General features: G+C 31.3%; 11 protein-coding genes and 3 pseudogenes. 8 read left to right on the top strand and 6 right to left on the bottom strand.

The window, feature by feature from the left end:
* Positions 1–133: 133 nt before the first annotated feature.
* On the bottom strand, positions 134–1,375 hold the full coding sequence (locus CN514_RS09695) for a hypothetical protein (RefSeq protein ID WP_098232399.1): 1,242 nt from the start codon (positions 1,373–1,375) through the stop codon (positions 134–136).
* Between the two features lie 1,068 nt (positions 1,376–2,443).
* Here CN514_RS09695 and CN514_RS09690 point away from each other — a divergent pair.
* Positions 2,444–4,288, top strand: a complete 1,845-nt coding sequence (locus CN514_RS09690) for a hypothetical protein (RefSeq protein ID WP_097974326.1) — start codon at positions 2,444–2,446, stop codon at positions 4,286–4,288.
* A gap of 855 nt (positions 4,289–5,143) precedes the next feature.
* Here CN514_RS09690 and CN514_RS09685 read toward each other — a convergent pair.
* Positions 5,144–6,154: a helix-turn-helix domain-containing protein gene (locus CN514_RS09685; RefSeq protein ID WP_097974328.1), complete on the bottom strand. Its 1,011-nt coding sequence runs from the start codon at positions 6,152–6,154 to the stop codon at positions 5,144–5,146.
* 382 nt (positions 6,155–6,536) lie between these two features.
* On the opposite strand from CN514_RS09685, the gene CN514_RS09680 reads away from it, so the two are divergent.
* From CN514_RS09680 to CN514_RS09665, 4 genes and pseudogenes are all read left to right on the top strand, one after another.
* Positions 6,537–7,703 carry a tyrosine-type recombinase/integrase gene (locus CN514_RS09680; protein WP_098232398.1) on the top strand — a complete coding sequence of 389 codons (1,167 nt, stop codon included), beginning with the start codon at positions 6,537–6,539 and terminating at the stop codon, positions 7,701–7,703.
* A gap of 244 nt (positions 7,704–7,947) precedes the next feature.
* Positions 7,948–8,319: pseudogene (locus CN514_RS09675) on the top strand (FCD domain-containing protein); the annotation flags it as partial.
* Positions 8,320–8,608: 289 nt separating this feature from the next.
* A pseudogene (locus tag CN514_RS26820) lies at positions 8,609–8,704 on the top strand (Spo0E family sporulation regulatory protein-aspartic acid phosphatase); the annotation flags it as partial.
* Positions 8,705–9,598: 894 nt separating this feature from the next.
* Positions 9,599–10,816, top strand: a complete 1,218-nt coding sequence (locus CN514_RS09665) for an IS110 family RNA-guided transposase (RefSeq protein ID WP_098232396.1) — start codon at positions 9,599–9,601, stop codon at positions 10,814–10,816.
* 503 nt (positions 10,817–11,319) lie between these two features.
* Here CN514_RS09665 and CN514_RS09660 read toward each other — a convergent pair.
* Together CN514_RS09660 and CN514_RS09655 are read right to left on the bottom strand one after the other, a co-directional pair.
* Positions 11,320–11,931 carry a hypothetical protein gene (locus CN514_RS09660; RefSeq protein WP_098232395.1) on the bottom strand — a complete coding sequence of 204 codons (612 nt, stop codon included), beginning with the start codon at positions 11,929–11,931 and terminating at the stop codon, positions 11,320–11,322.
* 32 nt (positions 11,932–11,963) lie between these two features.
* Positions 11,964–12,497, bottom strand: a complete 534-nt coding sequence (locus CN514_RS09655; protein WP_098232394.1) for a matrixin family metalloprotease — start codon at positions 12,495–12,497, stop codon at positions 11,964–11,966.
* A 111-nt stretch (positions 12,498–12,608) separates the two neighbouring features.
* Between CN514_RS09655 and CN514_RS09650 the strand changes: the two genes are divergently transcribed.
* The 3 genes and pseudogenes from CN514_RS09650 to CN514_RS09640 all read left to right on the top strand — a co-directional run.
* Positions 12,609–12,974, top strand: coding sequence for a cystatin-like fold lipoprotein (locus CN514_RS09650; RefSeq protein ID WP_098232393.1), 366 nt, complete (start codon positions 12,609–12,611; stop codon positions 12,972–12,974).
* Between the two features lie 473 nt (positions 12,975–13,447).
* On the top strand, positions 13,448–13,900 hold the full coding sequence (locus tag CN514_RS09645; RefSeq protein WP_098232392.1) for a hypothetical protein: 453 nt from the start codon (positions 13,448–13,450) through the stop codon (positions 13,898–13,900).
* Between the two features lie 337 nt (positions 13,901–14,237).
* A pseudogene (locus CN514_RS09640) lies at positions 14,238–14,582 on the top strand (hypothetical protein); the annotation flags it as partial.
* Between the two features lie 236 nt (positions 14,583–14,818).
* On the opposite strand, the gene CN514_RS09635 reads toward CN514_RS09640, so the two are convergent.
* Both CN514_RS09635 and CN514_RS09630 read right to left on the bottom strand, forming a co-directional pair.
* A complete protein-coding gene (locus CN514_RS09635) occupies positions 14,819–16,633 on the bottom strand; it encodes a sensor histidine kinase (protein ID WP_098232391.1) in 1,815 nt (604 codons plus the stop codon).
* Positions 16,630–17,310 (bottom strand): response regulator transcription factor, encoded by a 681-nt coding sequence (locus CN514_RS09630; protein WP_098232390.1) that lies wholly within the window; start codon positions 17,308–17,310, stop codon positions 16,630–16,632. Before CN514_RS09630 ends, CN514_RS09635 begins: the two co-directional genes overlap by 4 nt.
* Positions 17,311–17,596: the final 286 nt, after the last annotated feature.

The raw sequence follows: 17,596 nt of genomic DNA, 5'->3' as shown, positions 1-17,596 counted from the left end.
CATTTACTTCAATAAAAAAATCGACTAAACAGCCGATCATGTTGTTCAACTATCGCATGCGTTAGTTGAATAAGGAAATTATAATTAAAACATCTTGACTTCAATTTTTATGTAACAAATGCTGATATATGTTTTAACCAACGGTATCACCTTCTTCATTGGTCAAAAACATTTTTTGAAATTCAAATTTGAACTCAATCGGAGCTTTTTCACTTGAACGATAAACCTCCGCTCTTAAACCTTTTCTCCCCTTTATTGTGACTTGCTTCTTTGTAAGAGTAATATTTCCCAAAATATACGGAACATTGAATGTTTCGAATATCCCAAGATGATTCACACTTTCTTTTCCAGTTGCCTTTTGGAAAATATGTATATTATATATAGCTTTTACATAGTTTCTTATGATCGTTTCTCTTGTCACCTTATAATGAATAGTTACCTTGTATTCATCATTTTCTTTAATGCTATACGTCAAAGGAGTTTTCAGTTTATGCTTTTGGATATATTCAATTGCACCTTCAATTTTGTTTACTTCTAGGTGGTCAAAATCAGTAATGTATCTTAATCCCTCAATTAAACTTTTTAACAACAATTGTTCCTTTATTTCTTGGGAAGCTTGCTTAAAAGTAGTGTAATCTAAAATTGCATGAGTATATTGAAACCAATCATCCTTACTTGTACTAATATCAATAGCTTCTTCTACAGATTCTACTAATTCAATGTAAATTTCTTTATAGCCTGGTAATCGGATATCGTACCAATAGAGAACATCAGAAAAAATGATTGAATACATATTTTGATAGAAATATACGTCATCATCACCATCATCAAATTGAATGTTACTAAAGATACGTACTCCTATAATTCTTGTATCTAAAGGTCTGGGATTCTCTCTAAAATTTTGAATGATTCTTAATTTATGATTTAAACGATTTTGCAATGTAAATTGTTTCTTATTATCATCCAAAAATTTGAGTTCTTGTTTAGAATTAGGTGCATCTTTAATAGAAATAATAATATCTTTCAAAAGTTCTTCAACATCAAAATCAAATTCTTTTTTAGTAGGTGCATATGGTATACGAGGAATTGCCTCTTTTAATAATCCTAGTGCAAGATGAAATACCTCTACAGATAATTTTCGATTATCTTCAAAATGTGATAGAATCTCTACCTCGGGATGAACACCATAGGGCATTAGTACTTTAGCTTCCCTTTTCTTTGGTGGGTTATTCAAAAATTTGAATGATATGCTATTATAAACACTACTATAGTTTTTCATAATTGTGTGTTTGTTAAGGTATAACTGAAGAACTTCCAAAGTTCTGTTTGATTCACTTTTATCTTTATAATCATGAAAATAAATATCAATTCTCAAATTTATACCTCATTCCACAGTTTATCTACTATAATTCTTGATTTCATAATACAATTAGAGAAGTCTTACTGCAAGGTAACATCCTTATTACGTGCCGTGTGAATAAGGCTACTCAATTCAACTTGTGAATCTTTTCACTTAAACTAAACTGCCATTTAGCCACCCATGCAGCGCTCGCGCTGCACCACAGCGAATGAAAATGTATGGGAAGTGTCTATACTGATACTGACTTTTATCCAGTCAATTGTAATCACTAGGCTTTTTAGTTAGCTCTACTCTTTTTTTTAACGATTGAGCAGAGTTTTCTTTAGTATTGTCATTTATCTATTTATGAAGAAACTAATTTTCATGGTAGTTTAAGTGAAAAAATTCACAATAATAGTTTATTTAAACTCAAATAATCTATTTGGCTGAAACCATTTCTAACAAAATGACCCATTATCGAATAAACGAGCTACCCCTATTAATATGAACTGTTTTTTTACTTAAAACAATTAAAAGTTTACGTAAGATGGTTAAAATAGACGATACATCTTTATATATTAACACTATATAAATCTTTATTATTTTATTAACGTTTTATATTAATAACAGAGTTTAGCATAAGTAATTTGAACCTTTTATTCTAATGGTACATTGATACAAAAATAATAGAAATAATAATAACTTTATACTTAAAATATTAATACATTTTATCTAATTCAGCGGGAACTTATGTTGTATTTGGTGCGTTTCTATATCAGCAGATTCTGTATAGTATTTGGTGCGTTTTATCTATTTCAGCGGAACCTGTATAGTATTTGGTGCGTTTTATTTATTTCACTGGAATCTATGTAGTATTTGGTGCGTTTTACCTATTTTAGCGGAATCTGTGTAGTATTCGGTGCATTTATTCGGTGCATTTTATCTATTTCAGCGGAACCTGTGTAGTATTTGGTGCATTTTCTGTTCATTTTGTGAAAATCCTTGATGTAATAACAATCCTGTGGTGCATTTTATGATAAAATAAGTAAAGTGATTTGATTTTTTGCACATTACTTGGTGCAGATTGAGAGGATGTTCTTGTCGGTGAAATATGAAAGAATACTAGATCATCAGATTTTAAACTATGAAATATTAAAAATTTGTATATTTGAAGAAACGAAACGACTATTTCAAGATCGCCAGTATATAATTGAGAAATGGAAAACTGAAGCCTATCATATGACAGAAGATGAGGTTAGGTATCAGTCCCCATGTAGTGCAATGGGACCAAGCTTTAGAGCATTATTTTTCTTATTCACTCAGACTTTATATTTTGAAAAATATATAACAAAACAAATGATTATTGAAGCAGTTGAAAAATATGCGGACACCATCAGAGTGATATTAGCTGGCCACTTAATTAAGGAATTTCCTAATGATGAGGTAAAACGAAGCGTCAACGAAGAAAAAATTGATGATGTATTAAAACGTGATTATATTTATTCCAGTATGGATATGGACTTTCATCTGATGAGGGATATTGTAACAAAGAAAAAAGATTTTAAAAAAGGAGAAGAAGGCTATTTAGCAACAGAGATTATTGACAATCGTGGTAAAGTAAGAGGATTGGCTGAACTTAGACCTTTTGAGTCACAAAATATCGATTTAACTTCTGATCAGCAAGAAATGTGGCTAGAGTTGATTGAATCCACCATCCATTCATTGGATGAAATGACTGCGGACCTTTTTGATTTAATTACCTATTTATGGATGGTATCTCCAAAAAGCAGTGACGGTTACATTGAATTTCATAGTAACGATGCTCTGCGACTTAGAAATCTTAAAAAACGTTCAGCAAAAGGACAAGTGCTCGACTTTCGTGAAGAAGATCGATTCAATATCATGAAACGTGTTGCTGCCCTTTCGAGTATTTGGATATCTCTTGGCGATCAGAAAGTAAAAGTGGTGAATACTCAAGAAATTCAGGATAATGAGCTCTATAAATTTAAAGATTTTCAAAGAATGTTTGAAATTGGTAAAATACGTGTGGCATATGATAAAAAATCTGGTGAACCTAAAGGAATCTATGCGGTACAAGTAAAACCAACATCTGTTTTGACTCCATATTTAGATGGTCCTAACCGATCACTTGGTTTGTTAGATTTAAAAGTCTTTCAGTATAGTCATTTCACACAACGTGAACACAAGCGATTAACTCGATACTTAAACCTCCAATGGAAAATCAGAACCATTAAGCGCACATTGCAGCAACCATTTAAAGTATCAACTCTGTTAAAAGTAATAGATATCTCCGCACGTTACAATGGAGTACAAACGAGGGACAAGTTTGAAAACGTATTAGATGAATTACAAAAAGATGGCGTAATTAAAAGTTGGGACTATACGGAACCTGTGCATGAAGAACAAGTTGGTAAAAAAGGCTGGTTTCAAAATTATTGGTCTAAACTTAATTTGATCATTCTACCAACCGATATTGTCGTAAAAGAAAATCAAAAAAAATTGTTGGTAAATTCTAACTATACAGTTGATGAAAAAATAATCGAACGTATGCAAGAATTTAGTTATGACAAGATAGCTTCTCTAAGTAATGAAGAAATTCTCACACCACAATCAGAATTTGTTAGTAGTGAAATAGCTGCATCAGTTGAATATGAATCAGAAAAAAAAATGGATACTAAACCAACAATAAAGTCCGAGCAACAATCATTCGATCTTATTATTTCAACAGAGGTAACCCTTACACCTGAAAGCATGAAAGAGACGATTGTTGCCTTAAATATGAGTATCCGCCAGTCCGCAGAAGAAATGGGAATCGCGCACACTACCCTTTCTCGTTATATCCGAAAAGAAAATAAGCGACAAAATAAGAAAAATGATGAAAAGATGTTAAATTGGCTGAAAGATAAAGCAAGAAAATCAAAACTCTAACTACTGAAAATTGGTTAGAGTTTTTCTGTTTACTTTCCATCTTTATCATTAAAACTGGAAAGAAGCAACTGAATATCTGTTAATACATTATCGACTTCAATTAAAAATGGAATACAAAAGGATGGTTTCAACAAATAACTACTTAAAGTATATATGTTTATAGTATCATTAATATTACACTTATAAATATTGTTATTTTATATGTTGTAATATATGTCAATAATATAATTAATTATATTATTGGTGTTAAATCTCTTTATTTTTACCTGTATACCTAGAACTGCCTAGAAAATAAATATAAGGTATTTGTAATTGAAGAAATAAAAGTAAAAGAGCGCATATGAATACTCATTTATAGAGGATGGATCCTACATTTGAAGAAGGACCACTTAATAAACTAGGTAATTCATTTAGAAGAGCGTATTTCTTTTTTCAGAAATACGCCCGTTTGTAGAGGAACTTATCATTTAATTTTCTTTCTAATTTGGTATATGTAACTCTAACTCGCTCTGTCTAAGAGGAGAAATAATACCTTCTTCATATCTGTAGTTGATTACCTTAAACCAAACAGAACATCAGTAATTAGCTATTTACTTAGAAGCCTTTGAATTAGCAATTACCCCTTTCTTCTCAACATATACAGCTTTTAACATCGTATTGCTATGGATTTATAGCTTTAATTTTTACAGTTTTATTGTTAAAAAAGAATTGTGTCTGAATATTAATTTGAAGTTCTTCAAGTCTTTTCTAGTATCCTTCCCAACTTCAATATTGAATAAGTCAATTTGATCAACTACTTCTATCGATTTTCACACCACTTTCTTCCTATTATATATACCTATTCTGTTCTTCTTTTTATAATAGATTTATTAATTTTTCTTTAATATAATCTTCGATAGATAAATTCGATTCATTAGCAAGTCCACGTAATTGTTCTTTAATACTCTTTGGAACATTAATTGTAATACTTTCAATATCTGTTCCGAAATATACTCCATTATGTCTTATTTGTATGGCGCCCTCTTTTAATATTCTTTCAAGCAACAAAATAGTTTCTTGATAATTATCAAGAAGTTCATTATTCAATTGAACAAATACTGGTTTAATTTTAAGGATTATTTTATATGAGTCTTGTTCAATGTTGATGTTTTCCGCACCAATAAAATTATAAAGAAAATCAAATACCCGATACTCTTTACTATTTATATTATTAGGGATTTGTAATTCAAATATTGCAAAGACTTTCTTAGTAATTCGTTTGAAAGTAGGTACTTTATAGATCGGTTCATAACCATTATCTTTAATGGCTGATCCTATTATTTCTTTTCCATGGGCGGTTAATAATGTAGGGATATTATTATTTACATTTATAATGCGTCCGTAATCATTCGTGGTTTCATTTCTAAATGATTGGAATAAGTAAAATTGTTTATCCCTTGTAAAGAAGGATTTTCGTTTCGACTTACTCATATTTACATTATCAGATTCTTTTAAACTATCTAATGCTTTGTTAGAGACAAAATAGGTAGGTTTACCTTTATAATCAAATTTCGATGCGTCTAATGAGCCATGTTTAATATACTTTTGAAGTGTAGTTACATGTAAACCGACCATTTTTGATACTTCAGAAAGTGTATACCCCTCTGGTCGTTTAAATTCTCTTGAAAATTCTTCAACTACAACTCTATCAAACTGCAAAGTTCCTTCAATGCGCCAGTTATCTTCATACTTTGGCTTTAATTTACCTTCCCTTACATAATAGTAAATCATGTTTAAGGAAGGTTCTTTTCCCCACTCTTCAGTTAGGTAATTAATGACTTGTTTTGTTGTTAATACTTCTTCATTTTCAAGTTGTTGTTCTCTCAATTTTTTCCCTCTTCCATTTATTTAATAAAGTTTTTTGCATCCTAAGTAGTTTAGAAGTTTTATTTAACTGTTCCATTTCTTGGGTGAAAAATGGAATTATAAATATTATACTCAAGATTCGTATTTATGTATATTGCAAATAGGACTTTGAATATAAAGTTAAAATACGTAATATTTAATACTCAAATAAAGTAAAAGAATGGACTCTTTTATTACTTTTATAAGAATACGCATATTAATTACTCAATAAAACTTTAATCTTTTATTTCTAATACAATGGTTTATAGTTTAAGTATGGATATTAATATTTAAATAGTTTAATATAGTAAGAAACAATTAAATTTCTAGTATTTGGTAAAGTATTGAAAGGAAGTGTGCATTAATGGAAGTACAAAGTTTATTTCCTGCTAATAAGAATTACGAAGTATTAGTTAAGATAAATGAATATCCACTTTCATTAACAAATGAACAAATTCAGATTTTAGATCGTACTCAGGAATTTGCAGAGAAGTATAAAGTAGATGTACATGAGGCGTTTTCTGATATTGATATGGTTTACCGTTTTGTCTACCAGAAAAAAGAAATTGGTGATTTATATGAAACTGATGATGTTAGTGGTAGTAAAAATCTTCAAACACGAAAAACATATATAAAAGAACTCTTACTGTTTTATAACCATTTGGTTGAGAATAAACAAATCTTATTAGAAGATACATTCTACATTGATAGTCAAAGCATCTTGAGAATAATTGAGCCAAGACATCTATTAAATTACCAAAAATGGTTAATAGCAGCTCCATTAGGTCGAAATGGACAACCATATAAAAAAACCACCATAGCAAAAAAATCGGTGGTACTTAAAGGATTCTTCAAGTATTTATATGAGCAAAAATATACAGAACATCCTCTTCACTACTCATTTGTTTCAGCAAATGTTACTCGTAATGACCTACCGAATCGTGATATAACCTATGATGAGGTTAAACAGATTTTAGACTTTTACAAGAACTCCCCACTTCATTACACAATACTAATTACCTTAGCAACTTCAGGTCTACGTGCAGCTGAGCTTGCTACTGCAAAATGGAAAGATATTTCAAGGGATCATAGAGGATATTGGTTAAAGATTATGGGAAAAGGTCGTAAAGAACGAGAAGTATATTTAATGGATTATGTATTTGATGCACTAGTACAATATAGAAAAAGAAAAAGATTAGGAACAGAATTAGATTCGTTAGATGATTCCTATTTAATTTTAACTAGTAAAATGAAACCTTATAGTCCAAATCATTTATCTAAGTTTGTATCTGAAATGATTAGTCGGACAAAGTTGCCGTTCTTGCAACACTATACACGCAACGGAAAAATCTCGGCCCATTTTTTTCGTCATTTCTATGCTATATTCAGCAGAGAAAATGGTGCTGATATCTATTCAATTTCAACAAGTTTAGGCCATGAAAGTATTAAAACAACTCAAATTTACCTGGCTAAACATGAAAAACGGGATACAAATGTAGGATTGTTATGGAAGAATAAATCCACATTCTAGGTTTGATAATGACTTAAATATAATAGAAAAAACTAAAAAGTCATAGAGTTATTAATAGTTTATGGAAATAGTGAAGAGAGATTATCGAACAAGATAAACTCCCTTCACTTTGCTAATTGAATGTATCAGCAAGAATTTCATTTAAAGAAAATTGACTTGTACAAGAGTTGCTATTTTACTCTCAATAACTTTAGAACAAAAGCCTTAATAACCTCTTGTTTGATACTATTACCTTGATGCCTTTGCAGCCACTTTAGCTCTGGAGAATTTGACCGAAGATGACATGGAACTAATGGAAGAGTTGGTTAGGAAAATCGACTTTGCCATTTCTCAGAAAAATTATACAGATTATCAAAAATACCAAAACCAATTCCATAAAGTATACACTGATAAGTGTTACAACACTACATTAATTGAGCTTCTTGATTCTTTACAGACCAGTTTTGTCAGGCAGATTTATTTAAGTAAAGACGAAGAAAAACTCTTTACAGCATTAGAACAAATGAATGAACAGCATAAACAAATTATTGATTACTTTAAGAATAAAGACAAAGAAAGCTTGGAGCACCTGATTAAGAATGAACATTGGAAAATAACTCATATCGATATGATATAGAATATATGGGGCGGGTTAAAATGATTTACTAGAAAAATAATTTGAGTCAAATGATTTTCCTAGGTAAATTTCGATTCCCCATAAAGACATGAAATGGCGCTCTTGTCAGCGCCCCCAGCCTTCTTCCACGATATGAAATACCTGCCTCATGGTCTTATGCTCCATTTCGAAAAATTTCCCCTCAAGAAAAAACAGCGATTAGCATATGCCATTGCTGTCTATACTCCCTAAATTAACTTGTAACGTTTGAAAAAATCTATTTGCCAAATTCTAGTGAAAAAATAGTACAGGTATTAATAGCAATGAAACATTAAAGTGCAGCCAAGAGTTAGATAACTTACTAAATCTACATATTTTTCTTACTCACATATATTATATTTTGTAGTGATGTCATTAGATTATATGTAGCAATATGAAAATTTCGGTCATTATTCCCTACTACTACTACTCTCATATAAATTGTTTCCACTGATCTATTTAAAGTGAAGAAGTCAACAAAATTAAATCGGTTCTGGTGCAAAAGAACCAAAACGCTTGCAAGTAATCCCTAAATCTTGGACATACTGATACTATTACTCTAAAAAAAGGGGCATGATCAATTACTGATCTTAAAAAAAGACAAAATTAATTCAACTTGGTATTCCTAGTCCTTCGGATTATATATTTTTAAGTTACTTAATTTAATAGGAGTGGATGCTTAGAGGAAAATTGTTGTATAACTGTTTTATCTTCTTTTATCACTCTCATTTTTTTTATTGTTAAAAGCTACCTTGAGCTCTTACTAAGTCGAGGATGCAAATAACGCCTAATGTATAACAACAGTTAGTTCGCCAGCTCGAAGAAGCTGAGCTTACCGTAATGAATCACAACGATCCGTTTTTACTCGATCTCCAGTACGTTTAAGAATTAGTGTTGGAGCAACTACAATACATTCGATTTCCATTGATAAAAGTTGACAGTAAATTTAGTTCATTTAATATTTACTTTGTTTACTATAAGTTTTCCTTCTTCAACTAAACTGCCATTTAGCCACCCATGCAGCGCAAGCGCTGCACCACAGCGAATGAAAAAGAATTAAAATCGTCAATACTGCTTCTATGGCTGGGTGAGGAAGGTCGATCAACTATGGTGCCATTAGAGCCCATCATTTAGTCTGACTCCAACGATCACGGTGCATCACAGACTGTCGCTCCCTTACGGGTAGCACTCATGGTAGATTAATCCTATTCTGATTTTTGCACCAGCCCCTACTTTTAAAGCCAAAGGAAGGATGAATTCAATGGAAGTTATCATTGAACGAGTTTGCGGAATGGATGTTCACAAGGACAACATTACTGCCTGTATTATGACACCAGAAGGAAAGGAGATTCAAACGTTTTCAACGAAAACGATATTTTTAATAAAATTGATGGATTGGATAAAATCACATGGGTGTACCCATGTCGCAATGGAAAGTACAGGTGTGTATTGGAAACCCATTGTTAATTTAATTGAAGCTGAAGATTTAGAGGTTTTTGTCGTCAACGCACAACATATGAAAGCTGTTCCTGGACGAAAAACTGACGTAAAAGATGCAGAATGGATCGCCCAACTTCTCCGTCATGGGTTACTAACCGCCAGCTTCATTCCCAATCGACAACAACGCGAATTAAGAGAACTAGTTCGATATCGTAGAAGTATAATTGAAGAACGATCTCGACAACTTAATAGAATTCAAAAAGTACTGGAAGGTGCGAATATTAAACTGGGCTCTGTTGTTTCAGATATTATGGGTGTTTCATCTAAAGAAATGCTTTACGCTATTGCAGATGGAGAAGAAGATCCTACGAAACTAGCAAGTATGGCTCGTCGCTCATTAAAACGCAAAAAGGATGAACTTGAGCTCGCTCTACGAGGTTATGTTAATCCTCATCAACGTATGATGCTGAAAACAATATTATCTCACATTGATTTTCTAACTGAACAAATTGAAAAACTCGATTTAGAAGTAACGCAAAGAGTAAGCTCTTATCAAGAAGACATAGAACGACTGGACTCAATTCCAGGTATCGCTACACGTATGGCTGAACAGATACTAGCCGAAATTGGAACAGATCTAGAGAACCAGTTTGGGAGTGCACCCCGATTATGTTCCTGGGCAGCATTAGTTCCTGGACATAACGAAAGCGCTGGTAAAAGGAAATCAACTAAATCAAAAAAAGGCAATAAATATTTAAAAGCAGCCTTAACTGAAGCCGCACATTCTGTGGGTGCATCCAAAAACTACCTTGGAGCAATGTATCGAAGAACAGCAGCACGAAAAGGTAGGAAAAGAGCAGGAATAGTAGTAGCACATGCCATGTTAAGAATCGCCTATTATCTTCTGACTAGGAAAGAAATGTACAGAGACTTAGGAGAAGATTATTATGACAAACAAAAAGAAGTATCAATGGTCCGTTATTCAGTTCGAAGACTTGAAAAATTAGGGTATTCTGTATCGATCGAAGAAGTCTCTTAATCCATCAACCACTAATATATTTTTTACTGTTGGACGCTTTTTAAAAATAAAATAAAGACGTCTTCTTTAGTTATGCACTTTTTTACCTGAATACCGTAAGGTTTTTTCATGGTAGTTGAAGAAGAATAATCATATTTGTTTGTAATAATATAAAAAGACTGATTCAAAAAATTTATGAATCAGTCTTTTTGTGTATTTAGGTCTATTCCGGTTAATTATGAAAAATCATAATTTAAAAAATCCTGTTATGTAATCGAACAGTATTTGAAATTAATATATTGAATCTAAAAATTACCACTTATAAAAGAACGAATGTTTGTGTGTAATAGAAACACCTCTAATGAAGAATGTACATTCTTCATTAGAGGTGTTTTTCTATGTATGATTATCATTGATGTCAAAACGATTAATCACCAATTCATATTTGATTGACTAGAGAAACAAAAAAGTGCACAAAGTTTCTGTAAATTTAATTTAAATCATTTCATATAACAATCTGTATTTTATTTATTATTTTTGCCATATTTTTCTCTTGCTTCCTTAAAGATAGGTGCAAGTTCAGGTTGATGTGAATCCTCAGTTACGCCATCAGAATAAATTTCTAAATTAGTATTATTAAGAGGAATCTTTCCATAACTTACACCTCTTGTAGCAAAAATTCCCTCTTGGTCTACAAGGAACAGAAGATAATCCTCTCCATTCTTCATTTCTTGATATCCATTTACAGTATGAATAGCACCTTCATATTCAAATGCCATTTCACCTACGGTTATTTTTTTATTAACTTTTACTCTTTCATTACTACTGTCATTTTTAATGACTTCCTTTATCAAAAACTCAGATTCTGTCCAGCCTGAAACAAGACTAGGATCAACTGTTGACTTTCTAACTTGAGTTTGAAGTTTTCCAATTTTTTTGCCACGAACAATAATAGGACTTGCATTTTCAAGCTCGCTTAATGATTCGAAGCTATCTGTTTTACCATGGTCAGATATTATTTTTGTTGAAGATTTTGCTAAAGACTTTGCTGAAGTAGCTTTAAAAGTATCTGCAATATAAAGACCACCGAAAGAAAGTGTTAAAACAGATGTCGCTAATATGATAATTTTTTTCATTGTTCCTATCCCCACTTTTATTTTTTTATAGTTTAGTAATGTGCAGCTATTCCCGCTTTATCATCTGATAATGGGTAATCCTTATTGTTAAAGCCATACTGGCGCATTACAGAAATAGAGTCATTTGTTTCTTGAGTGTGTTTGAGTCCTAGAGCATGTCCCACTTCATGAACAACTGTTTCTCTTTCTTCTGTTGCAGTAAGTTCAAACCATTTTTTGTAGATAATAGTATTACCTCTAGAACCTAAAAAGTATTTTCCATAAAGATCTCCGTTAAAAAAATCCCCATATTCTACTTTGATATCGGCACCACCAGGTAAATCCACTCTTTTCGTAAATTCAACCTCTGATAAGGCATCCCACTTATTTACAGATTCAGTAACTTCAGTCCATTTACCGCTATAATTTTGAAATCTACCATCTACCCAATAATAAATGTCCTTTGGATGAGATACTTTTGGACAATCACTTGAAGTAAAGAGGCCATAAGCATGGGCAGAATTAGCTCCAAAAAGTGGGGAAATTAGACCTACAGTGATCAAAGACGCTATAACTTTCTTTTTCATTTTTTCATTTCTCCTTTTCTAAAATATGGAATTAAGATATAATTCTATAAAATTATTAAAATTTTATAAGCAATATTAATGTAATATCTAAATAAAGAAGGGATGAGTATAGTGAGATTTACACCATTAGTTGTTTTATTAATTTTGATTAGCTTGTTGTCAGCATGTAAAGGTGATTACGACAAGAATAAAGCCATTCAAAAAAAGAAATATGATTCTTCTATAAACGAAGTTATTAAATTAGAAAATGAGAAGTTAGCAAATGAGAGTAAGCCAGAAATAAAAAGAAACGATACAGGCGTTGTAGTCTATAACAAAGGTGAATTAATCTGGCTTCTATATAAAGTTGAATCTAAGGAAGTAAAGTCCACCTATCTGAAGAAAGATGATAAATACATTTTGCTAGATGCCACTAAAGCATCAGATAGAATTGATGAAGCAAAGGAAGAATATATTGAAAATCTAGGCAAAAAATAAAATTAATAAATTAAAATTTTCTAATATTCTTAATTTCCATCTTATATCACGACAGGACTTTATTGTATTGGGATAATTTTTGCTATATTTCGCTAAATTCCGTTACTTTTTACCGGATAATATACAAAAATTAATAATCGTGCCTTCAAATCAGTGTTACATATTGGGGAAATTTTTATTTAATTGACAAATATCACATACTTAGAAATACAAGTAAAAAGGATCTTCTTTTTGTTTTATTAAATGTCAAGTAAATGATTAAGTTTATTTGTAAATAGATGATTTTATATAATGTCACACATTATATAGTAAAAAAAGAAGGATAGGAAAGCAGGAGTATTATCTGCTATTTCTATCCTTTTTGTACTACATATGACCTCACTTACTACAACAACATTTTTAGACCTTATACAGCTAAAGCATGCGTTAGTTTAACAAAACTGACGATCCTATATTGTAGGAGTGAATCTAAAATGGATAAACAATTTGAGTCTCAATTAATAAAAGAAATTGGGAGTTTTGTTATGTGGTCTAAGACGGCAGAGAAATCTTATGGGGAATGGGAGACTGATTATCTTCATTGGGATAGGATTTACAAATCTACAAATAACCTAATTGAAAAAATACCAGTTGGAAATTGGAGTACGGATTTAGTAAACAAATTTTTATTTATATTAGCAAGGGATAATGAGTGTGAGAACATTCTTGACCAGTTAATTGATCACCCTACTCAACTGATTGATTTAGCTAAACATTCTTTATCATTTAATGACTTTGAGGCAAGATGGCAGATTGCTTATGGACTTGGTGAGTTAACTGTTAATGAGGAAGAGGTTAAAATGCTCCTCAAAAAATTTATTATTGATGAAGTAGAGTATGTAAGAAGAAGAGCAACATTTGCGTATGAGAAAAAAGAAAATAGTTAATTTATTATTCAACTAACGCATGCGTTAGTTACATAAGAAAGTTTCATTTCAACTTTATCTCATCTTCATTTCATCTTTACATAGTCTGGTTATCCTTGTACCTGTAACACCCAATATAACTATGAAAAGAGGTTTTAAAATGGTAAAGCATAAAACAAAATTATTCACTGTACTTGGAATCTCAACAGCATTATTAGTAGGAGCTGGCACTACATACGCTGCTCAAAAGGAAAAAAACGAGTCAGTAAAAACTGTACGATCTAATCAAAATAAACAAGTAAAAACAACAGTAAAAGCACCAAGCGCTAAAGAAATTCAATCGGTATTAAAAGGTCAACCTACACCTTCAAATATTAAAGTGGAAGGCTTTTTTTCTACAAAAGGTCAACCTGATTATACTGCAGATTATTTTTTAAACGATGAAAAATTATTTTCTATATTAAAAATAAACGCACAAGAATTAAAACAAGAATTAGCTACAGGAAAGACTGTAGTTGAGATTGCAGCTTCTAAAAACGTTTCTAAGCAACAAGTGATTGATGTTATTGCAAAAACACAGGTTGATGCACAAATTCAAGGTGGAAACACTGGCGATCATTCAATGGAGCAAATGTTAAAAGATATTGAACCAAAAGTATTACAAGTCATCGAGCATAAAACTGAAACTCCATGGAAGAAATAAATTAACCAATCAGTAATATAACTATGGTCTCCCCTACCATACAATAAAAGAACCCTATTCTTCTTCTAAGAGAACAGGGTTCTTTCCTTTTGCTTCCTTTTCCTCTTACAATTTAATAATTTCCTTATAGAACTATACTGCCCGATAGTATGCGTTAGCTTGAAATAAAAAATCGCCCTTTTGACTAGGGCGATCCAACAAAAAGAATTGTATGCTTAAATTTTTCAAACACATTTTCACTTATTTTTATTTAAACAAAAATAAAATAATACACCATCCGACGTATTCATGACCCCGTACCTAGCATCATGTAAGTCCAATATATTTTTTGAAATGGCAAGTCCTAACCCAGTGCTACCTTCTGATCGTTGTCTAGACGTATCTCCACGATAGAAACGTTCCCAAACTTTATCTAATTGGTCATTTGGAATATGTGACCCCTTATTTTCCACGCTTACTTTCACTAGTTCATCTTCAATTGTCGTTGAAATATAGATATGTTCATGAACAGGTGTATAGCGGATCGCATTTGTTATATAGTTCGTGATGACTTGTTCAATTCGATGTTGATTTGCGAACACTTCGATTGAAGTTAAATCTTTATGAATCGTAAGTTCCTTTTCCACAATTTCTAAAGATAATTGACTACAGATTTGATCAATTACTTTATCAATTAAAAAGGGCTCCATTTTCATTTTATACGTTCCAGACTCGTATTTTGCAAGGTCAAGCATATCGACAATTAATAGATCCATCTTGTCGACTTCCTTTTCCATCGCTTCAAAATAATAGTCCTTCTTATGACTAGCAACACCGTCTTTCAGTATCGATATACAGCTTTTCATAATACTGAGTGGAGTCTTCAATTCATGAGAGACACCTGAAATGAACTCTTTTCTTGTATTTTCTAATTGCTTTTCTTTCTCAATATCTTGTTGTAGTTGTGTAATATGTGAGTGTAGCGTATTTGAAAGCAAATTAATATTCTGAGATAAGTCGCCTATTTCATCTTTCGAATGATATTCAATTCGTTCTGAAAAATCTAAGTGCGCAATTTTTCTTGTTGTATCGTTAATTCTTAATAAGGGTCTTGCAATTTTGATTGAATAATAAATGGATGCCAAAATTGTAAGAAGTAAAACAAACGCAATTATATAGACAAAATAATCTTTTACCATCCGCACAGCTTCATCTACTGGTTGTAAAGAAGCCATTGAAAAAATATAATTTGTTTCACCATTTTCATCTTTAACCGGATCGATAAATAATTTATACTTGATTCCATTTTGTTCATAATCAAGCGTTTTGAACGTTTCGTACTTAGTTTGTTCATCAAACAATAAGCTCGTTTGAAATTCATTAATACGATCCATAAATAAGTTATTTCTATAAATAATGCTAGAAACATCATTCCGATCAGGAATCCGTACAGTTTGTACAATTCCTTTCCGTTGATGGATATCCGCAATATATTTTTGGGATAGTTCTACTTTTTCCTTTAAATCGAATTTCTTATTTCTAACTTGAAGGGACTTATCAATATTTTCCCATATGGATTGATTAATCCAGTATGAATTACGTTGAACTACGTAAAGATAATAAGGGATTGTTACGTTATGTTTCTCAATCGTATTAACATCTACAATATCACCTTTTGAAATAGGTGGAGTATCCTTTAACAGGTCGACTTCTTTTAATAAATGATACAAAGGAATCTTTATTATTTGATTTGAATTTTTATTAGTTCCTATCTTAATTTCCACACAATAATCTTGTGCTGTTTTTATATTTCCATTTTGATCTAGTGTTGTAATCCATGTATTTTGAGCACGATAAAAGTCTTGCTCTAATTGCTGGATTGTTTGAACATTACCTTTACTTTTTAGGTATTGTTTCTCAAATGATTTGATACTTGATTTTAGATCATTTACTTTACGATTGGCATAGTATTGTTTAAAAAAGATTGTTTGACCAATATAAATGGATCCAGTGATAAGCAAACATAAAGTTGTTGTTAATAAAAACAGTTTTAAGACTATCCCGAATTTCATACGGTTTCCTCAAATTTATATCCTGTTCGAATGATCGTTGAAATCAGTTTTGATTTACTGCCTAATTTCGAGCGTAAATTACGTATATGTGTATTAATTGTTCGATCATCACCATTGTAGTCATAACCCCAAACCTTTTGCACGAGTTGTTCCCTTGTAATCACAATCCCCTGGTTTTGCATTAAATAAGTTAATATTTCAAATTCAGTATGGGTTAAATTGATATTTTCACCATCTACTTGGACTTTCCGTGAAGAAAAATCGACCGATATGCCTTGTTTAGATAATGTAACTTTTGAGTTCTGATTCGTTTTATATCGACTTTCAAGCAAACGTTTAATTCTTGCCAGCAAAATTGGAGGACTATAAGGTTTTGTAACATAGTCATCGGCACCTAACTCAAACCCCAGAAGTGTATCATCCTCATCAACACGTGCAGTTAACATGATAATTGGTACATTTGAAGTTTTACGTATTCTTCTACAAACTGCCCAACCATCGACATTCGGCAACATGATATCAAGAAGAATGAGATGAAAATCTTGTTCTTGAAATAACTCCAATGCTTGTTCACCATCAATCGCTTCGATTACTTCATGACCTTCATTTACTAAATAATCTTTCACTATTTCACGTAAAATCGTTTCATCTTCTACGATTAAGATTTTGTACTGCATTATTTTCCCACACTTTCTTTCGAAACTTTACTTTTCCCTTATTTTATCCAATTATTATTTAATATCTGAACGATTCCACTGTGAAAATAGCTACCAAGAACAAACTTACTTAACTGAAGACCTAATTTTCAGTTCATTAAGATACGTATGCATGTGAGTTTTAGTTTCTTGAAACTTTTTACTAGAATTCAGGATATTTATAAAATCGCCTGTTCCGAAAAAATTATAGACTAATGAGATAAAGATGAGATAAAGATTTAGCGAAAAAGTAATTAAAAAACAAAAA

This window comes from Bacillus sp. AFS001701 (assembly GCF_002559405.1).
Taxonomy (GTDB): domain Bacteria; phylum Bacillota; class Bacilli; order Bacillales; family Bacillaceae_G; genus Gottfriedia.
Note: the sequence above shows the minus strand (reverse complement) of the source record. Positions and strands in the feature narration are given on the sequence as shown.

Excerpts from the sequence above, each read along its gene's own strand:
- CN514_RS09655 (WP_098232394.1), bottom strand. The coding sequence starts at position 12,497 with ATGAAAAAGAAAGTTATAGCGTCTTTGATCACTGTAGGTCTAATTTCC.
- CN514_RS09635 (WP_098232391.1), bottom strand. The coding sequence starts at position 16,633 with ATGAAATTCGGGATAGTCTTAAAACTGTTTTTATTAACAACAACTTTA.
- CN514_RS09660 (WP_098232395.1), bottom strand. The coding sequence starts at position 11,931 with ATGAAAAAAATTATCATATTAGCGACATCTGTTTTAACACTTTCTTTC.
- CN514_RS09630 (WP_098232390.1), bottom strand. The coding sequence starts at position 17,310 with ATGCAGTACAAAATCTTAATCGTAGAAGATGAAACGATTTTACGTGAA.
- CN514_RS09645 (WP_098232392.1), top strand. The coding sequence starts at position 13,448 with ATGGATAAACAATTTGAGTCTCAATTAATAAAAGAAATTGGGAGTTTT.
- CN514_RS09665 (WP_098232396.1), top strand. The coding sequence starts at position 9,599 with ATGGAAGTTATCATTGAACGAGTTTGCGGAATGGATGTTCACAAGGAC.
- CN514_RS09680 (WP_098232398.1), top strand. The coding sequence starts at position 6,537 with ATGGAAGTACAAAGTTTATTTCCTGCTAATAAGAATTACGAAGTATTA.